This is a genomic window from Tenuifilum sp., from assembly GCF_037481895.1.
Lineage (GTDB): Bacteria > Bacteroidota > Bacteroidia > Bacteroidales > Tenuifilaceae > Tenuifilum > Tenuifilum osseticum.
The window spans coordinates 2302-22712 of record NZ_JBBFKU010000025.1 but is presented as its reverse complement, the minus strand read 5'-3'; the positions used below and the strand labels follow the sequence as shown (position 1 = coordinate 22712).

13 protein-coding genes and 1 riboswitch are annotated in these 20411 nt (G+C 43.5%); of the genes, 1 reads left to right on the top strand and 12 read right to left on the bottom strand.

Annotation, left to right across the window (positions count from 1 at the left end; translation table 11 throughout):
* Positions 1–8: 8 nt before the first annotated feature.
* The 5 genes from WHS63_RS08755 to WHS63_RS08735 form a co-directional block, all read right to left on the bottom strand.
* Positions 9–1325, bottom strand: coding sequence for a homoserine dehydrogenase (locus tag WHS63_RS08755; protein WP_445204779.1), 1317 nt, complete (start codon positions 1323–1325; stop codon positions 9–11).
* 13 nt (positions 1326–1338) lie between these two features.
* Positions 1339–2358, bottom strand: coding sequence for a homoserine O-acetyltransferase family protein (locus WHS63_RS08750; RefSeq protein WP_445204778.1), 1020 nt, complete (start codon positions 2356–2358; stop codon positions 1339–1341).
* Between the two features lie 49 nt (positions 2359–2407).
* Positions 2408–3712, bottom strand: coding sequence for an O-acetylhomoserine aminocarboxypropyltransferase/cysteine synthase family protein (locus WHS63_RS08745; RefSeq protein WP_445204777.1), 1305 nt, complete (start codon positions 3710–3712; stop codon positions 2408–2410).
* A gap of 250 nt (positions 3713–3962) precedes the next feature.
* Positions 3963–4066, bottom strand: a riboswitch (SAM riboswitch).
* 157 nt (positions 4067–4223) lie between these two features.
* Complete coding sequence (locus WHS63_RS08740) at positions 4224–4715, bottom strand: DUF4199 domain-containing protein (protein ID WP_369490201.1); 492 nt, start codon at positions 4713–4715, stop codon at positions 4224–4226.
* Positions 4716–4783: 68 nt separating this feature from the next.
* Positions 4784–5683 carry a WG repeat-containing protein gene (locus WHS63_RS08735; RefSeq protein WP_445204776.1) on the bottom strand — a complete coding sequence of 300 codons (900 nt, stop codon included), beginning with the start codon at positions 5681–5683 and terminating at the stop codon, positions 4784–4786.
* A gap of 683 nt (positions 5684–6366) precedes the next feature.
* On the opposite strand from WHS63_RS08735, the gene WHS63_RS08730 reads away from it, so the two are divergent.
* On the top strand, positions 6367–6621 hold the full coding sequence (locus WHS63_RS08730; RefSeq protein WP_445204775.1) for a hypothetical protein: 255 nt from the start codon (positions 6367–6369) through the stop codon (positions 6619–6621).
* 60 nt (positions 6622–6681) lie between these two features.
* On the opposite strand, the gene WHS63_RS08725 is transcribed toward WHS63_RS08730, so the two are convergent.
* The 7 genes from WHS63_RS08725 to WHS63_RS08695 form a co-directional block, all read right to left on the bottom strand.
* Positions 6682–8256, bottom strand: coding sequence for an amidase (locus WHS63_RS08725; protein ID WP_445204774.1), 1575 nt, complete (start codon positions 8254–8256; stop codon positions 6682–6684).
* An 88-nt stretch (positions 8257–8344) separates the two neighbouring features.
* The gene (locus WHS63_RS08720; RefSeq protein ID WP_445204773.1) at positions 8345–11218 is read right to left on the bottom strand and encodes a M16 family metallopeptidase; all 2874 of its coding nucleotides are present in this window, start codon (positions 11216–11218) and stop codon (positions 8345–8347) included.
* Between the two features lie 257 nt (positions 11219–11475).
* The gene (locus WHS63_RS08715; protein WP_445204772.1) at positions 11476–12495 is read right to left on the bottom strand and encodes a branched-chain amino acid aminotransferase; all 1020 of its coding nucleotides are present in this window, start codon (positions 12493–12495) and stop codon (positions 11476–11478) included.
* Positions 12496–13010: 515 nt separating this feature from the next.
* Positions 13011–14012: an aspartate--ammonia ligase gene (gene asnA, locus WHS63_RS08710; RefSeq protein ID WP_445204771.1), complete on the bottom strand. Its 1002-nt coding sequence runs from the start codon at positions 14010–14012 to the stop codon at positions 13011–13013.
* Between the two features lie 1314 nt (positions 14013–15326).
* Positions 15327–15536, bottom strand: coding sequence for a hypothetical protein (locus WHS63_RS08705; RefSeq protein ID WP_445204770.1), 210 nt, complete (start codon positions 15534–15536; stop codon positions 15327–15329).
* A 5-nt stretch (positions 15537–15541) separates the two neighbouring features.
* Positions 15542–15964 (bottom strand): OsmC family protein, encoded by a 423-nt coding sequence (locus tag WHS63_RS08700; protein ID WP_445204769.1) that lies wholly within the window; start codon positions 15962–15964, stop codon positions 15542–15544.
* Between the two features lie 178 nt (positions 15965–16142).
* On the bottom strand, positions 16143–20411 hold a 4269-nt coding region (locus WHS63_RS08695), incomplete at its 5' end, for a T9SS type A sorting domain-containing protein (protein WP_445204768.1).

Here is a 20411-nt window from a genome sequence, read left to right as displayed (position 1 = left end):
ATCGATGTTCAGAATGCATCAACAATAGGTTGGTAATCATCAGCACAAGTTACCCTGCTTGATAGTGCCTTGTCAATAGGGTTAAACCTAAAGTTACCGGTAAAAGCAAGAAACAGGTTTAACTTTGGAAGCAACTCCTTTACTCTGATAAGCTCATTGAGCTTTACCCATGCTATTTCCCATCGGTAATCAGCGGCAAAATGTTGTTCTGTAACCTTGCGTTCTCCAAAAATACTGACATCAGTTAGGTTGTGGTATCGGATATAGAGCTCCAGCTCAACGTCTGTTGAATAGGCTGGTGGTGTAAAGTATTTTTGCTTTTTATACTCGTAGCGGTAGTTATGGAAGCGAGCTGTAATATCGCTCAGCACAGCCGAACCGGTTGGGTATCCGCCCGCACCCTTACCAAACATGAATTGCCGGTCGTAGTATTGACCCTCAATAACCACCCCGTTAAACTCATTCTCAACATTATAGATATAGTCCGAGGGCTCTACCAGTGTTGGGATAACAAAAAGTGTAAAGTAGTCGGCATTTAGCTTTTGGAGCTGAGCAACCAACTTGAACTTTTTCCCCTTTTCGCGGGCAAACTGTATGTCGTAAGCCTTAAGATTGCTTATGCCATAGCAGAAGGCATCGCTAGGGTGAACGTATGTACCAAATCCATGCACGGCAAGTATTATCAGCTTATAGAGTGCATCGAATCCTAGCACATCAAAATCGGGGTTGCTTTCGGCAAAGCCCAGTTCCTGTGCTTGTTTTAGCGCCCAATGATAATCCACCCCTTGGCTGAATACGTTGGAAAGGATATAGTTGGTTGAGCCATTAAGGATGCCACGAATCGATTTTAAAAGGTCGTTGTCGTAGTATTCTTCAAGGTTCCGAATTACAGGTATGCTCCCGCATGCTGAAGCATCGTAAAGCAAAGCCGCTCCCGTTTCATGCTGTATGGCAATTAGTTCCGGAAGATGGTGTGCCAGCATGGTTTTGTTCCCTGAAACCACACTCTTGCCGCTAAGTAACGCCGATTTTACGATGTGGTATGCTTCATCGGCGTTATCGATAAGTTCAACAATCAGGTTAATTTCCTCATCGTTAATTATATCCTTTGCATTGTAGGTAATTAATTCGTGTGGAACCTCCCTGTTTTTATGGCGTTGCTTAACACAGATGCGCTTTATGTATGCTTTGCTTTTTGGAATTTCGGAAATTACGTGGTAAAGCGCATTGCCCACATTGCCAAGTCCGAAAAGACCAATAACCTGTTGGTTTACTCCGTTTGACTTTAAGTTTTTACGTGTATTTGTGATTGTTAAAGTTTCCATTTCTGTTGATTTTTTAAAGGTTGATGAATTCGCTGATAATTGATGTTAGCTGTTGGTACTCAATCAGAAATCCATCGTGGCAGAACTGGGAATGAATTTCGCGGTAAACCGCGCTTGGGATGTGGTTTGCAATGAAATGTTGCTCCTCAACCGGGAAAAGTATATCGCTATCGATACCCACAACCAGTGTTCGTGCTTTTATTGAGTTTAACGCCGCTTCATTGCTCACTCTACCTCTGCCCATGTTATGGCTATCGAGCATTAGGCTCAGGGAGAAATAGGAGTAGGCGTCGAACCGCTTAACCAGTTTATCGCCCTGGTAGTCCTGGTATGTACAGGCTTTAAAGTCCGATAGCTGATTTGGGTCACTATCCTGTTGGGTAAGGTTGTAGCTGCTGCGTCCGCGGTAGCTAAGCAGCGCAATACTACGCGCTGCTTTAAGCCCTGCTTTACCTCCTTTTGGATTAGCACCGTCAAAGGTTCCATCGGCAAGTATGGCAAGCCGTTGCGATTGGCTGAATGCTTTAACCCAAGGCGATGCCTCGGCAGCAGTGGCAATCAGTATAAGATTCTCGGTTGTGCCTGGATACAAACATTCCCATTCCATGGCCTGGAATCCGCCAATTGAACCGCCGGTTAATACCCATATCTTGTCAATACCAAGGTGCTCCTTAAGGATTTGGTGCGCAGTTACTACATCGCGGAAGGTAACTAACGGAAAGCTCCTGAGGTAAGGTTTGCCTGTTTTTGGGTTAACGCTCATAGGCCCGGTTGAGCCATAGCATGAGCCAATGATGTTAGCGCATACAATAGTGTATTTTTCAGGATCGAACAACCTCCCTTGTCCAACCATCTCGGGCCACCAGTCGGCCGGATTGCTGTTGGCCGTAAAGGCATGGCAAATCCAAATAACTCTCTTGGGATTTTTTTGAATATCGCCTAGTATATGGTAACGAATGTTTACATCGTATAGCACTTCGCCACATTCAAGTTGGAGTGTTTTAAGTTCCAGGTTGCCTTCCGTTACTTTCATGTCGGTTTTTTTAAAAGATTTCTGCCACAATGTATTAAATTGCTTTGAGTTAGCTAAAGATTTTTTGAAAAGCCTGTTCAAAGTCTGCAATAATATCGTTGATGTGCTCAATGCCAACCGAAACCCTAAGTAGGTTTGGCAACACGCCCGCTGCAAGGCGTTCCTCTTCGCTAAGTTGTTGGTGAGTTGTAGCAGCGGGTTGGATAATCAACGTTTTGGCATCGCCAACATTAGCAAGGTGGCTAACAAGCTTAAGGCTATCGACAAACATTTGGGTTTGCTCCAGGTTACCCTTGAGTGTAAATGTCAATACTCCCCCAAAGCCATTTTTAAGGTATTTTTTTGCTTGAATGTGGTTTGGGTCATCGGGTAGTCCGGGGTAGCAAACCCTTTCAACATACCTGTTTGTTTTGAGCCACTTGGCAAGCGCAAGGGCATTGCTGCAATGCTTTTCCATGCGCAGCGATAAAGTTTCAATTCCTTGTAATATTTGAAAAGCATTGAAAGGGCTGATGGCTGGGCCAAAATCGCGTAACCCTTCAACCCTTGCCCTAATGGCAAATGCAATGTTTCCATGAGGGCTATCCTCGCCAAATGCAGTCCAGAATACTAACCCATGGTAACCCTCCGATGGCACCGAAAACTGTGGAAATTTTCCGTTTCCCCAGTTGAAGTTGCCTGCATCAACTATGGCACCACCCATGCTGGTTCCGTGCCCTCCTGCCCATTTGGTTATCGATTCCACAACAATGTTAGCCCCCCATTCAATGGGTCTGCATAGGTAACCAGCACCTGCAAAGGTGTTATCAACAATTAGTGGAATTTGGTGTTGGTTTGCCAGGGTTGCAAGTGCCTTAAAATCGGGAATGTTAAAGCTTGGGTTTCCAATGGTTTCAACGTAAATGGCTTTGGTTTTACTATCAATCAAGCATTCAAAATCTTCCGGTTTAAGGCTTTTTGCAAGCCTTGCCTCAATGCCCAGGCGTTTAAGGGTGACCTTAAACTGGTTATGGCTTCCGCCATACAGGTAGGGAGAGCTCACGAAATTATCGCCTGACTCCATAATGTTGGTAAGCGCTATAAACTGCGCCGCATGCCCCGACGATACCACCACAGCCGCTTTGCCTCCCTCTAGTGCAGCAAGCCGTTGCTCAAGTACATCGGTTGTAGGGTTGCTTAATCGTGTGTAAATATGCCCAAACTCCTTTAAGGCAAAAAGGTTTGCCCCGTGCTCTGAATTCCGGAAAAGGTACGATGTGGTTTGGTATATGGGTACAGCCCGCGAAAGCGTGTTTGTATCCACCCCTTGCCCTGCATGAACCTGCAGGGTGTCAAAATGATATGTATTGTTCATTGTCTCAATATTTTTATTGGAAATGGTAAAGTGTAAGATTTTTGCCTATGCGTAGGCAATTGTTTAGCCCGCCGCAAACGGCATGCAGGCTAAAACCAATAGGTTTTATGAATTAGCTATTGCGCGCAGGGGCGCATTCGCATTGAAAGAGAGTGGGAAAGCCTAAAAAGTAAATTTTTTAGCGCAAAAGAACTGATTGCGCACAATTCAATACTGTTGAGATGTTTACTTTGCATAACATCAGAGTTTAGAGTTATAATTACCCTCTCGGGTCAGGTTTTAGCACCTTGCCTTTTGGGGGGCAGGTTGCTAGAGCTTCATTGAGCCTGTTCTCTCCGCTCTTCTCTATAATTCAAACCCTTCTTTATCTAAAAAGAATGGCATTCGATGGCAACAAATATATAAAAAATTCTAATTATGAAGTTTATGGCGGTAAAACTTATATTAAATTTTGAATTGATTAAATGTGGTAAACTATTAATAGTAGGTTGACAGCAGGAATGCGATAAGGTTACTTATTCGAACCCTTTGTCCTAATAAAAATCATAGCAATAGCAGTGGTTAAAATTCCCATTACCAATGCACCAATAGCACTCTGAATAGCAAAATTTTTGTAGTTGAAAAAGGCTTCAGCTTCGGCAACAGACTTGTAATAACCCAATTCCACAGAACGTTTTATAACATTTGGGAAATACTCGGGTGAAATCACATACGATATTATCCACTGGGTTAAGGGGCTTAAAATCGCAATGAATAGGGAGAGCACAATACCAGTAATTAAGCCATTCAGGTAGCTCATGTTGCCATGAAAGAAATTTTGTTTTTTATCCTTTAATGCCAGAACCATAACAGCTATAGCCGGGATAGCAAAAAGATTTGTGAGGTAATACTGGTAATCAATATATTTCCCGTGTAACCCCGATACCTTTTCTAGCACCATCCAAGCCAAGGTCATTAGCGAAAATATTAATGCCCATTTGGCTTCAATTCGGAATCTACCCATATTTTACTAGATTATGGTTTGTTTGAACAAGTTCTTTGATTAAACCCAGCAAGAATCAAAGTATTCCATTATGGCCTTGTCTTTTGGAAGGCAGTGGAATCGTTAAGGCTAATCTTTTCGTACTTTGGTTTTACCACTTCCCGGCCTTCGCTCGAAATAAAACCCCAAAGGCCATCGCGCTCCACAAGAGCCCAACCCCTCTGCACCTGGTCAAAAGGCATGATCTGGGTGTACTGGGGTTTAATGATTTCCTTGCCCTCGGAGTTAATAAATCCCATGTAGTTGTCGCGCTGTACTAACGCCCAACCCTTTTGGTACTCATTAAACTGACCGATTTTTGAGTATTGTGGCTTGACAATTTCTCTCCCTTCGCCATTGATAAAGCCAAGAAAACCATCCTTTTCAACCAATGCCCAATCCTTTTGGTATTCGCCAAACGGATGCACCTTCTGGTACTGGGGTTTTAGAACTTCCCTTCCATCGAGCGATATAAAGCCAATTAATCCATCTTTCTCAACCATGGCTAAGTTTTTGTAGAACTCGCCGATAGGGTAAATTTTACTATAAATTGGCTTGATGATTTCGCGACCCTCAACCGATATGAATCCAAACTTACCGTTCACCTCTACCATTGCCCATCCGCGGTTAAAGTCGCCAAAGGGGTAAATTTTTGTGTACAGGGGTTTGATAATCTCTTTGCCCTCGGCCGAGATAAATCCAAAAAATCCATCCTTTTCAACCATTGCCCATCCCCGTTGAAACTCATCGAAAGGATGAATACGTGTGTATTGAGGCTTAATAATCTCCTTTCCGGTGCTGGAAATAAATCCAAAAGAGCCACCCTTTTCCACCAAAACCCAGTCGTTGGGGTATGGCCCTTTAGGTTGCCGCTTTTTACCCCCGGCTTGCTGCCCATGTACAAAACTAAACGCCAAAACAGCAATTAGTGCGAGTAGATATTTTTGCATAGCCAACATATTAATGTTAGGGCACAAGTATAAATACTTGCTTCACTATCATACAAACCTACATGATTTTTCTTAAAAATCATATAGGTTGATAAAAAAAGTAGGCAAAGTATAAGCATTTTGCATATGAATCAGTAATCTTCGAAAATCAATTTCCATCACAACCTATTAAAAATCTATATGTCACAAAATTTGAGTATGGAGAGTCAGTGTCGTTAAGTTATCAAAGTAAACACTCCATTAGTCATCCTGAGCGTAGCGAAGGATCTCTAATCGACCCATTGAGATGTTTCGCTTGCGCTCAACATGACAATAGTTTCACGAACAACGAGCAACGACTCACGAACAACGCTACTTGTCATTTCGAGCTAGTCGAGGAATCTCATTAGTGAAGAATTGTAGGTGCTAAGAGATGCTTCAGCGAGCTCAGCATGACAATAGATTCACGAATAACGAGCAACGAACAACGAGCAACGAAGACCGTTTCCAGCCCCGTAGGGGCGTAACATTTGTACCCCCATGAATACTCCCATGTTTTGCGATGCACGCAATACAAAGCCCAAAGAGCTAGAAGGAAACGTTGCATCGCAACTGAAATACATGGCAAAGAGCCTTCTAAAAGTTCTTTCTTGTCTTGATACAAGAAAGAACCAAAGAAAATCAAGGCTGAAAAGCCCGACCCGATGGGTACCCCGCGGGTGGAACTGCCACGCGATACTATTCGCCACGCCTACGGCGTGGCTCATGTGGTATCGCTTACTATAACCGCCGCCACGTTCCACCCCCGACCCATTCTCGGGTCAGGCTTTTATGCCACTGCTTGCTTCTTCCGATCAATTTCCTTTCAAGGAAAAGGGCTTGGGGTGAGGTCAATTTTACGAACAACGAAAAACGACTCACGAACAACGAACAACGCGTCAAGCCCCGTAGGGGCGTAATTTAGTTTTTACTGAAGTGCCCAACTCGGTTAACATGCTAAATAACAAACCATCAATGTCTTACTTGGAGGTTTTGAACTTAGGCGCTATTCTGTGTTTTGTTCCCTGCTCGTAGGAGTATGCTGCTTCAATAAGTGTTGACTCACACCAGGCGCGCCCAATGAACGAGATACCAACAGGCAAACCATCAATATTCCCCATTGGAACGGTAATGCTTGGGTAACCAGCCATGGCTGCATACGAAGTGTTCCCACCTATATAATTATCACCTAAAATCAAATCGGTTTTCCATGCAGGTGAACCTGTTGGAATTATGAGTAGGTCAAGTTTGTTTTCGTCCATCACTTTATCAATTCCATTCTGCCTTATCCCTTTTTGCATGGTCTCAAGTGCCTTTATATATTCAGGCGAGTTTAGGTCGCCTTTGCCTTGAGCAAGTTCAAGTAGATGTTGGTCAAAGTGGCGCAGCTCAATAGTGTCGGCACGGTTAAAAGAAATTAACTCCTCTAAGCTTTTAATTGGTGCTTTTTCGCCTAAACTGGCAAAGTATCGGTTAAGCCCATCCTTAAACTCATAGAGCAACACCTGAAATTCTGCACTGTTTACTTCTTGAGGTATGGGCAGGCTAACCTCAAACACCTCGGCTCCAAAACGGCGCAAATCGCTTATGGCCTTGCTCATGAGCGTGTCAACCTTATGGTGAAAGCCCGATGCGTTGGTAATAAATCCAATACGTTTTCCCATTAGCCCGTCAAGTCGGAGGAACTGGGTGTAGTCGTTATAAAACCTGGCGTTAGGGTCAAGTGTTTTTGGGTCGTTTGGGTCGGGGCCAACCATTGCTCCAAGGCAGTAGGCCACATCGGAAACCGAACGGCACATGGGGCCTGGTGTGTCCTGGGTGAACGAGATGGGAATTATACCGCTGCGGCTAATAAGCCCAACTGTGGGTTTTAGGCCCACAATCCCGTTGTTGTTCGACGGGCACATGATTGAACCATCAGTTTCAGTGCCAATGGCAAATGCACAAAGGTTAGCCGATACGGCCACGCCCGACCCCGAACTTGACCCACAGGGGTTTCTGTCAAGCTCGTATGGGTTTCGGGTTTGCCCGCCAACTCCGCTCCATCCGCTCGATGAACGACTCGCCCTAAAGTTAGCCCATTCGCTCAGGTTTGCCTTGGCTATTATTACTGCACCGGCTTCGCGAAGCTTTGCAGCAATCCAGCTATCGCGTCCTACATAGGAGTTCCTTAAAACCGTTGCACCGGCAGTGGTTGGCATAGAGTCACGCGTATCAATGTTATCCTTTAGGATTACAGGAATTCCATGAAGTGGGCCACGAACCTTGCCTTGTGCTAATTCCTCATCTAACTCCCTGGCTATTTTTAGCGCATCGGGATTGATGGCTATAACCGAGTTCAGGCAAGGGCCTTCTTTATCAAGGAGTTCAATGCGTTTCAGGTAGTCGTTTACAACCTTCTCCACGGTAAAGCGCTTTTCGCGATAACCGTCCTGCAGCTGTTTTATGGTAATCTCTTCCAGGTATGCAGTGCTGTCAATATCTGACGAGCCTTGCCTTTGGCACGATACCAGTGTCGCTGCAACAGCTATTATTAATATGATTTTGATTTTCATGGTATTTTGTTTTTGGCAATCGAAATTTAGTGAAAAAAATAAAGGCAGTCAATTAGGGACTGCCTTTATTGTAATACTGTAATAGGAACTACTTGCTGAAAAGTGTTTTTTCTTTGATTTTTACTAGTTTGCCGTATTTAGCAAGGCTCTTCATATCGATATTCTTTTCATCGCCAACAATCATGTAAACAACAGGGTTGTTTTTCATGCGATCCTTGTAGAATTCATCAATGTTTTCCCATGTTAAACCCCGGTAAATTGGTAGTTTAATAATTAGTGGATCAACCGGAAAGCCTCTTTTTTTCCACACATCAACAGTTGATGAAATATTACGGAAGTTTGGCCGGCTGGTTTGTGCCGATAGCTCCAGATGGCTTTTAATCATCTCAATACGTTCAGGTTTTGCTGGCATTTGCCTGATAAGGGTATCGAGGGTTTCCATAGCAATAAGCGTTTTATCGGACTGGGTTCCAACATAACCAATAAAGTTAACCGGTTTACCATTTTCTAGCGGGTAGCGGAACGAGCCCCCTGTAGAATATGCCAGTGAGCGGTATTCGCGTATTTCCTGAAGCATTAAGCCGGAAAAACCTCCGCCAAAGTAGTCGTTAAAGGCATCGATGTATGCAGCATCACCAATTTCAAAGGGTTTGCCATTAATAAATACAAACATCTTGCTTTGGCGTGCCTTTGGTTTATTGACAAAAAGGATGGTGTTTTCGGTGTACTGTTTAGCAGGTTTATCGAGGGGTGTTGTGTCAACCATAGGGCTTGAGGAGAGTGGTAAGTAGCTGGCTATTATATCGGAAATTTTATCGGCACTGGTGTTACCGCAATAGCTTATGGTGGCAGTATAACCAGCCGCTTGCTTAAAAGCATCAACCAACTCTTGGGCTTTTAGCTTTTTTACACTGCTCATGGATAACCGTTTGGTATAGTAGGAATCATCGCCATATAACCCATATTCAACTAGTGCATCGGCCACGTTGTCGGGTTCGGAGCGTTCCATCTTACGCGTTGCCTTCTCGTTGGCTACAATCGTTTTAATTTTTGATTGTTCAAGTTTGGGGTCGCTAAGCAGTAAGCCAACAAGTTTGAGTGTGGGTTCCAGGTTGCTTTCAATGCCATTAATGTTTATTGTAGTTTTATTTTCATTAGCCCAGATGTTATACGATGAGCCTAACTTGGCAAATTCAGTTTTCAGTGCGTTTACATCGTATTCGCCTGCTCCGGCTAAAGCCATACCCTGTGCAGCAAATCCAAGCAATGGCAGTGAAGTTTTACCTACTTTAAACTCAATATTCAAAGAGAAAATATCGTTCTTGGGGTTTTCAACGCATTGGATCCTATGCCCACCGGCAAGTTCAACCACTTTCAAATCTTTATCAAAATCAATGAACTTAAAGTTAGGGGTGCGAATAGGGAGCGAGTCGAAATGCTGGGCATAAGCGCTTCGGGCTTTTGTATTTGAGAGTAGGGGCTTGAAGTCGGGCTTGGCTATCTTTTCCTTTTTGGGGAAGCCCATTTTGGAGTAAAAGGCAAGGTAGTTAGGGCCAAAAACCTCGTTAGCAATAGCTACAATATCGGCCTTGGTTATCGATTTTACCTTTTCGGGGTAGGTGAACGCCTCATCAACACTTTTACCTTGGGTGAAGGCTTCGCTGAGGGTTAATGCTCTGTTCTGAATATTTTCGAGTTTTGTGTTAGTGTTGCGGTAAATTTCAAGCTTTATTGCTTCCAACAGGCTCTCATCAAATTCCCCTTTTTTAAGCTTTTCAATTTCAGAGAGAACCAATTTTTCGGCATCTTCAAGTTTTTGACCAACCACCTTGGGAACAACAAGAAGGATTATTGCTCCGTGGTCGTAGTATGGCATCATCATGGCTTGAGCTGCAAGCAATTTTCCATCGAGCGTTAGCTTGTCCAGCAAACCGGTAGAGTAGCTGTTGTTAAGTAATCGGGTAGTAACATCGAGCAAAGGCTTACGGGGATCGGTAGCGTTTGGAGCGCGATATCCAAGTATTGCAAGCTTTATAGGGCTAAGTTTTGCCTCGTGGAATTCGCGTCCGTTAAAGGGAGCCTCATCCCATTTTCGGGGTTCAGGCAGTTCTCGGGGCTGCCATTTGCCAAACTTTTCTTCAATGGCGGGAATAATTTCATCGGAATTAAAATCGCCCGATAGGATTAGGGCCATGTTGTTGGGCACATAATATGTTTTGAAAAACTCATACATTTTGGTAAGCGAAGGATTCTTTAAATCCTCAATGCTTCCTATCAGGGTTTGTTGTCCATAAGGGTGATTTTTGAAAAAATATTTCTGGAATTCCTCAAGTAAACGGGTTTGGAACTGGTCGTTGTAAAGGTTTTTCTCCTCATAAACCACTTCGAGTTCTGCCTGAAAACCTCTAAATACGGGTTCAGTGAACCGATGGGCGTATAGGTCGAGCCAACGTTCCACCTGGCTTGCCGGAAATTTGTTGTAGTATAGGGTGTAATCAGGACCTGTGCCGGCATTAATTAGGGTTGAACCCATTTCATTCAGCAGGTTATTCATCTCGTTGGGTATGGCATATTTGTTTGCCTCAACGGACTCTTCGTTTATCGCTTTCTGAATTAATGCTCTTTTTTCGGGATCTTTGGTTTTGCCAAGCGAATCGTAAAGCTGAAATATCCTGTCGATATGTGGTTTCTCCTTTTCCCAGTCAATGGTTCCCAGCGTGGTTGTTCCCTTAAAAAGCATATGTTCCTGGTAGTGGGCCATTCCGGTAGCATCGGCGGGGTCGTTTTTGCCGCCAGTTTTCACTGCAATCAGACCAAACACTTCGGGTTGGTCGTGTTGTTCATCAAGTATAACAGTTAATCCGTTGGGCAAGGTAAATTGCCTGATTGTTTGGGTTTGAGCAAATGACTGTAGCGCAATGGCAATAAGTGCAAATGCAATAATTTTTTTTAAAAATTTCATAGTTTTAAATGGTTTACGTTTATTGGTTAGCCTATGGATTTTGTTAATTGTAAAGATAAAAAATCTTACTTAGTTGACTGACTGTTTAAGATTTTACTTTTTAAGGGCGTTATTATTCCCCAAAAAAAACAAAACCGGAAAAGTTCAGGGTTGAACTATTAATCCGGTTTTGCTTAAAATAAGTTATCTGGGTTTTAAAGTTTCTATCGTCACACAAAAGATATCCTTTTACCCTTTATCCTTTATCCTTATCTATCTTACTCAATCACGGTTACCCATCCATGCTTATCTTCAAGCTCGCCGTATTGAATACCAACCAGGGTTTCGTAAAGTTTGGTTGAGATTGGCCCAGGTTTTCCATCCTTGCAGAAAGTGTAAACCTTACCAGTTTCCAAATCCTTAATCTCGCCAATAGGCGAAATAATTGCGGCTGTACCACATGCTCCAACCTCCTCAAAGGTTTCGAGTTCTTCAACGGGTACAGGCCTGCGTTCTACTTTAAGTCCTAAATCCTCGGCTAGTTGGACAATGCTCTTATTGGTTATTGAGCCCAATATAGATGTTGACTTAGGGGTGATATAGGTGTTGTCCTTGATCCCGAAGAAGTTTGCTGCACCAATCTCATCGATATACTTTTTCTCCTTGGCATCGAGGTACATTGGTGAGCTGTATCCTGCTTTGCGGGCTTTCTCTACCCCCCGAAGACTGGCTGCGTAATTTCCGCCAACCTTAAAGGTACCGGTACCCAGTGGGGCTGCTCGGTCGCTATCGCGAACAATGGCAATTTTAACAGGGTTGAAGCCTTCCTTGAAGTATGGCCCTACGGGAGTAACAAACACAACAAACATGTATTCCTTAGCAGGCCGAACGCCAACCTCGGCGCCAGAGCCAAATAGCAAAGGCCTAATGTAAAGCGATGCTCCAGTTCCGAATGGCGGTACAAACTCCTCGTTCAGTTTTACGGCTTTAACCACTGCTTCGTAAAAAAGTTCTTTGGGCACTGGTGCCATTAAAATCCCCTCAGCTGAGTGTTGAAGCCGCTGGGCGTTCTCATCCCATCGGAAAAGACGAATTTTCCCATCTTTACCCCGGTAGGCCTTCATGCCCTCAAAGGCCTCTTGGCCGTAATGCAGGGCCGTAGCGGCCATGTGAATGTTAATATATTCTGAATCCGATACCTCAAGGCTGCTCCATTTACCATCCTTGTAATAGCATCGAACGTTATAATTGGTTTTAACGTAACCAAAAGGAAGATTCTTCCAGTCTAAATTTTGCATGATTCCAACAGTTTAATGAATTGGACATATTGTGATATGACAAAGTTAAAGTAATTCTGTTTTAATCGCTTCATTTTTTTAGATGTTTTACAACAAAAAGGTTTAAAATGTAAGTTTAGTTAGTAAAATGGTAATAATTTGAAAGATACATTTCAGTTATGTAAAAAAAACGCACGCAATCATTCAGCGCGCGTTAATTTGGGTAGGAGTGTATTAGGAAAAATTAAAACCAACAATGCCTTTTTTTATGACAAAATCATGTGTGTTAGTTTTTAGGATATTACTCGGAATGACAAGTAGCGTTGTTCGTGATTCGTTATTCGTAAAAAGAACCTTGTGTATTAACCTCCTCTAAACTTTATCCATTATCCTTCGTGATAACAGGGGGGCGCTTATTGTTCAATCCCATTTAACGGCTCACGTTTAACGGTTCACGGTTCACGGTTCACGCTTTACCCTTTATCCTTTATCCTTTATCCTTTATCCTTTATCCCTTATCCTTTATCCCTTATCCCTTACCCTTGTCCTTCCGGCCAAACCGATGCTTGCACCTGTGCAATATGTACCTTGCGGAGTAAAAACATGCAGAGTCGCGATTGCCCTATGCCTCCCCCAATGCTTTGTGGAAGTTTCCCGTTTAGTAGCAAGCTATGGTAGTGCAATTTACTTCGATGCTCTAAACCTTGCATCTGCAGCTGTAGCTTTAGGGCTGCGCTATCCACCCTAATTCCCATCGATGAGAGTTCAAGGGCAATTCCAAGTGGCTTGTGCCAAACAAGAATATCGCCATTTAGACCTCTATATCCATCGGGGCGTAGTGTTGACCAATCATCGTAATCGGGGGCTCTTCCATCCGATGGTTTACCATCGGACAACGGGTATCCAATCCCTTCGATGCAAACTGCTCCAAACTGTTTGCATATAACATTCTCTCGCTCACGCGGCGATAGGGTTGGGTACATTGCCTCCAATTCTGCCGAATGTACAAAATGAATGCTCTTGGGTAGCTCAGGAGTAATCCCATCGACGTGAGCGGCAACCACCATTTCCATTTCGCAGATGGCTTCATAAATGGCATTAACTGTTTTACGGAAGTATTCCACGCCTCTTTCCGATGTATCGATACGTTTTTCCCAGTCCCACTGGTCAACGTAAACTGAGTGTATTGCATCGGGGGTTTCATCGGGCCTTAGTGCATTCATATCGGTATATATTCCGCTACCACAGGGCAATTCCAAACGGGCAAGTGTTAATCGCTTCCATTTTGCAAGCGATTGAACAATTTCAATTCGTTTGCCAATGGAATTGGAGGTAAAACTTACGGGCGTTTCAACGCCGTTTAAATCGTCGTTAATGCCAAGACCAGCCTCAACTATAAGCGGTGCGGTAACCCGCCGCAGGTTTAGCTTTTTTGCTAGTAGCTTTGGAAAGGTCTCCTTGATTAGGGTGATAGCGTCCTCGGTTTCAACCGAACGGCAAATGTCGCCTGTTAGTGTTTCAAAAACTTTAGATTCCATTGTTTTATTATTTTGGTTAGTGTTGATAGTTAGAAGTTTGAAAAAAGAATGCCCTTCGCGGAATTACCGGGAAGGGCAGGGTAAAGCATAACCATTCCCGGGGGGTGGCGGACGATTATTGTTGTTATTATTTACTCTTTGCAGCATATGGAGTGTGTTAAACAAAAAAGGCCTTCCTGTTTTTAAGGAAGGCCTTGAACTAGTATTGTTTCTTGCTCACCAAACGCCAAAACCTTCCCGTTTCAACAGGTTGTTGTTGAAATTGGAATTATTATTGGCTTTGGAGTATCGAATCATTTTAATTTCACATTTACACGTGCAATATCGAAAAAGTATTTAACAAATGCAAATTTTTATTATGGATTTTCTTTAGTTCTTTCTTGTGTCAAGGCATGAAAGTACTTGTAAATGGCTCTTTGCATTGATTATCTGTTGCGATGCAACGCATCACCCATGCCCTTTGGAAAAAGTATTGCGTGCATCGCTATGCATATGGGAGTGGTCATTGGGTTACAAATATTTCGCCCCTACGGGGCTGGAAACGGTCTTCGTTGCTCGTTGTTCGTTGCTCGTTATTCGTGAATCTATTGTCATGCTGAGCTCGCTGAAGCATCTCTTAGCACCTACAATTCTTCACTAATGAGATTCCTCGACTAGCTCGGAATGACAAGTAGCGTTGTTCGTGAGTCGTTGCTCGTTGTTCGTGAAACTATTGTCATGCTGAGCTCGCCGAAGCATCACTTTACACCTACAACTCTTCATTAATGAGATTCCTCGACATAGTCTATCCCGAAATAATCGGGACTCGGAATGACAATTACCTTATGTATCAACGACTCCTTTGTCATGCTGAGCTCGCCGAAGCATCTCTCTGCGTCTTCATTCTCTTATACTTTTTGCTCTTTGGAATGTTTTTCAGTTGCGATGCAACAATTCAGTGTTTCTCTTTGGAATAAGTAATGCGTGCATCGCCTAAAATTTTTAATACCACAATACCCAGGGTTAAAACCCTGGGCTAATGTGATTTGCCCTTTTAGGGCGAATAATATGCGTGTCGAAAGACGTGTGTTAACAAGTGAGTTCTTAAATTTTAAATTTTAAATCTTAAATAAATCGAGATTCCTCGACTAGTTCAGAATGACAAGTAACGTTGTTCGTGAGTCGTTGCTCGTTGTTCGTGAATGCCATTCTGTGAAACACCGTGTTATACTGTGTAACTCTGTGATAACATATTAGTTGATGGTTGATGGTTGATGGTTTAAGAAACCACCTTCAATCATGAATCTGAAATCTGAAATCTGAAATTTTAAATTTTTATCCTTTATCCTTTAACCTTGCTATCCCTTCAACCAACTCCTCGATTTCCAAATCGGAAAAACCCTTTTGCGAGGCAATTTCGTACAGGGTTCCCCAAACAGGCTCACCGCAAATGAGGCATACAATACCTTTCTCTCTAAGAAACGATACAGCCTCTGGAACCTGTTCAACCAGCTCTTCAATGCTAATATCTTTCGTAATTTCCATTTTGGCTATTCGTTGTGTATAATCACCTCGTGAGTTAGTTTCATGCCTTTTTTATAGGCTGCGCTAACACCGCAGTACTTCTCGTCGCTAAGTTTAACAGCCTTGTTAACATTCTCAGGGTTGAGGTTGTTGCCCCAGAACTCGTATATAACCTTCATTTCAACGTAATGTTTTGGGTGATCATCGGTTTGGAGGGCTTCAACGCTAACGCGGAACTTTTTTACATCCTCGCGCATCTTTTTGAGTATCGAAACCACATCCATTCCTGTGCACCCGGCAAGGGCAACCAGCATGAGGGGTTTAGGCCGCGGCCCACGGTTTGTACCTCCTACCTTTTCGTCGGCATCAATAATGAGTTTGTGGCCATTAACTTCAGTTTCAAAGGCCATGCCGTCTAGCCAATCGGCCTGAATGCTTATTTTATCCATAAATGTAGATTTTTTAATATAACGTTACCAAAATTGATTTGTTCAAAGATAGCTAGTTTTATGGCTTTGTGTAATGTGTTCAATGGAGCGTTTTGTTTTTGGCGTTTGGAAAAAAATCTAAGGTAAAAAAAATAGAGCCAGAGTTAACTCCGGCTCTATTTGGGGTTTAAGGGACTTTTTACTTTCTTCCTATGATAACCTTTTTGATTAAGGTTTCGCCCTGGCTATTGGTGATTCGGATAAAGTACATTCCCGCTTGCAGCCTATTTACATTAAACCTTTGGGTAAAGCTATTGGATTGAATAATTTCAACCTGTTCAACCGTTAAGCCTGAAGGTGCGATGAATTCAATCTTGTAGTTGCTGGTTCTATCACCATCAACCTGAATGTAAAGTTCATCGTTTGCAGGATTGGGATATATGGAGACTCTATAAGGGGTATCAGTAATTTTTTCAGCGCTAACCGGCCACCAAACAACAACAGTATCGGAAGCAATACATCCGTGCGAGTCGGTTACCCTTAACCAGTACTTGCCCCACTGTCCGTTTGAGATGGTTATGGTGGGGCTGGTTGCACCGGTGTTCCAAAGGTAGGTTACACCACCTATCCCTGACTGTAATTCGTATGGAAGTGAATGTTTAATGGTGTCGGAGCCAAAGTCAAAACTTGGCAAATCCCAAACATTAACAGTGAACTCAGTTGAATCGCCATTGTCGCCTGCTATGGTTGTGAAACATGTGAAGTTAAACTGTCCAGTGCTTAACGATATTGGATTACTAAACGAGAACTCAACCTTACTATTTTGGGGTAGGTTCGATGTAAACGTGTATTGCTCCTTTACAGGTGTTGATGTGCCAATAAAGTAGTTAACCTCTATGGTTTCGCCTGTGGTAAAGGTTTTAGTTCCACGGTTCAAAAGTTCCACACGTACCGTCTCGGTTTGGCTATTGTGACATTTATCAACGGGTGAAAGCAGATTTGAAACAATAATGTCTAGAGTTTCCAGGTATGTGATGTAAACCTCATCGTAGCCATGGCAGCCATTATTGTCGGTAACGGTAACAAAGTATAGCCCCGATTGATTAACGGTAAACGTTTGGTTAGTTGAGTTATCCTGCCATAGGTATGTTACAAAGCCACTACCTGCATCAAGGGTGAGAGGTTCAGTTGTTGAGCGGTTGGGCCCTAAATCAACTACGGGGAGCGGATGAACGGTAATGTCAACATTAGTGCTATTGCTGCAACCATTTGCATCGGTATAGGTGTAGGTTAAGGTGTGGGTACCGGCGCCAGCGTTCGATGCATTAAAGGTAGTAGTATTGGTTCCGGGACCACTGTAAATACCTCCAGATGGGTTGCCCCCTGAAAGGGTAAATTCGGGTTCATCGAAGCATACGGCATCCAGAGGATCGTGGGTAACAGTAGGCAAAGGATTTATGCCTATTACTATTGTGTCGCGCTTTGTGCAGCCATGGGTATCGGATACCTCAGCCCAGTATAGTCCGGCAGTTGAAACATCTATTGTTTGGGTAGTAGCACTGGTGCTCCACAGGTACGATGAAAACCCTGCACCTGCATTGAGTGTATGAGATGTACCCTGGCAAATGGCAGTGTCAATACCAAGGTTTACATTGGGAAGTCCCCATACATCGATGGTCTTTGAAGAAGAATTGTTAAATGGGTTTACATCATCGTTTGAGGTGGTGTAGGCCTTTATGGTATATGAACCAGGTGTGCTAAAGTTGAAAGTTTTGGTGAAGGTATGGATTAACTTGTCGCCTGGCTTAAACTTTGAGGTCATGGTTATTGCTTCGGTTTGCTGTAGGATGTTATCCACCTCGTACGAAACAAATAGGTTTTGTCCAACCTGAAGTGTATCAGTTCCAGCGTTTTCAACCTCAACCTGAACTTGTTCGGTTGCACTTAAGGTACACGATGTACTGGGTGCGATAATAGTTGTTACTCTATAATCGGGGCGGAGGATAGTAATGTTAACGGTATCCCTATCGGAGCATCCGTTTGGCGCGGTTGTTTCCACCCAGTAGGTTCCCGTATTCTCAGCAAAGTAGTACCTATCGGTTGAATTATCCTGCCACAGGTAGGTGTAACCTGTCCCCTCACCACCGTCGAGTGTTACGCTTCCGGTGCGGTCAACCCTGTCGGGGCCCAAATTAACTACGGGCGACTCATTTATTGTAAACGAGATCATTAGCGTATCGTTCGAAGTATTTGTGTCGCCGGTGTAAATTCCGTATGCAATCATGTCGTGGGTGTGGGGTTGCGAAAGGTCAATCTTTTCCGTGAAGTTGTAGAGCATGAACTGACCCGGGCGTAAGTCCGATAAAAGGGTGTATGTTTCCTCTGCAAAGTAGCTTTCATTTATCTGGTAACCAAACCTTACCTGCTGCCCTGCCTTTAATGTATCGTTGCCAATGTTGGTGTACTTAATGCTAACGGTTTGCTTTTCAGGGGTGCTGCACGATGTGGTTGGGTTGACCACCTGGGTAATTGAGTAATCGTGCTTTAGGAAGGTTACGTAAACCGAGTCGATGGTTGAGCAAAAACCATTCTCAGTAACGGTTACCTCATACCAACCGGTTTGGTTAACGGTAATGGTTCGGGTGGTTTCAGCAGTGTTCCACAGGTAGCTATCGCGTCCTGATCCGGCATCTAAAAGGTAACTGTTGTTACGGGTAAATACTGAATCGCCCAGTTCAAGACTTGGATAGCCATAAATGTAAACGGTTTGTCTTAAAGTGTCGTTCTCGGGTTTGTTATCGCTTGCAGTTTTGGCGACAAACTCAAAGTTATACGTTCCCGGAACAGACATATCGATACCAGTACCAAAAATGATTTCTTTAGTTTCATCAGGAAGGAAGTTAGCATCGAGTGTTAGAGTGGGTGTATCCTTGGTGTCTCCATTAACCTTGTAACTTAGGTTAATGTCAATGCCCGATGCAATAGTAACAGTACCCGCATTTCTGATTATTATTTTAGGGTATACCAATCCACTAATCTCACAGGCAGTTTGAGGAACCAGCAGAGTGTCAATGGTAATATCGGAAAAGGTGAGATCAATGTAAACAGAGTCAGTCGCAGGGCAGTTGTGGGTATCATAAACTGTTACTTTTGCCCAACCGGTTTGGGTTTGTACAAAGATTCGGTTGGTTGACCCGTCGTTGTGCCAGTAGTATGCATACCAAATACTATCAGCATCTACTGGGTACGATGCTCCCGTGTGATGAATAGTGTCTTTTGCAAAGCTAAAGGTTGGATATCCCCAAACGTATATGGTTGAGTTTATGGTATCATTATTTGCATCGTTATCGAGCAAAACATTAGCCCAGGCTTTAAGGGTATAGGAGCCAATTGCTTGCATATCGAGGCTATCAGAAAAGGTGAAGATTGTTGAGTCACCCGGGAGTATTGTTCTATCGGAAACCCAAACAGATTCAACCTTTGGATTGCCGTTAAAAATATAGCCTAACCTGATAGTGCTTCCAATTGTTAGGGTGTCAGTTCCATAGTTTTTCACATAAACCTTAATGGGTGTTTTGTCCGAGAGTTCGCATGAACTTACAGGACTATCGAAAGCGGGTATTCCTACATCGCGGATTAAGCGGTGAACGGTAACTGAATCCCAAGCCCGGCAGGGGATACTATTATCCAGCCGTACATAGTATTTGCCGCCATTTACATCTTCCACTTTATAGGTATGTAAAGTGTCAATTACGGTTACTTTATCCGGAGCCTTGTACCACTTGTAGGTTACAAGCGGATCGGGATTGGTTGCATCCAGTACAACCGTGTCGGGTTGCAGCGTCCAAATATCGTTACCAAGCTCTACATAGGGCTTCTGAACGGCAATTATTGTTGTAGCAGTGTCATTGGGTGACGATGAGTAGAAAACGGGATCGTTTTCTATTTGAGTTAGCGCTTCAACGGTATAGCTTCCGCTAATGTTCATGTTAAAGCCTCGGCTAAAGGTGTAATCCATAAAGCTGCCTGCGTTCAGTGGGGTACTTAGCACCATGGTATCGGTCTGTGTGTCGGGTACCATGGTGTGGTCAATATTCACCTTAACCACAACGGTATCGCCCGTTTGCATATTTCTAATCCCATAGTTACGTATCCTTACCTGTATGGGCTGGTTTTGGCTGAGGTCGCATGCAGTTGAAGGGCTTAAAATGCTCTCTACTCCAATGTCAAATGGGGCCTCGTATAGCTTGAAGTTGTCAATTGCTGTGCCGCCATAATCGTTGTTGGCTTTATCGGCTTTAAATCCTAAGCGGAAAATCACATTGCTTTTGCCCGCCAAAACTGCAGGTAGTTGGTGGCGAGTACGTTCCCATGTAGTTCCCAATCCATTCCATCCATCAACACCAAGTGCGCTAACCAGGCTATCGGTATACCAGTTAAAGTAATCGTCGTGCGTAGCGCTATTGCC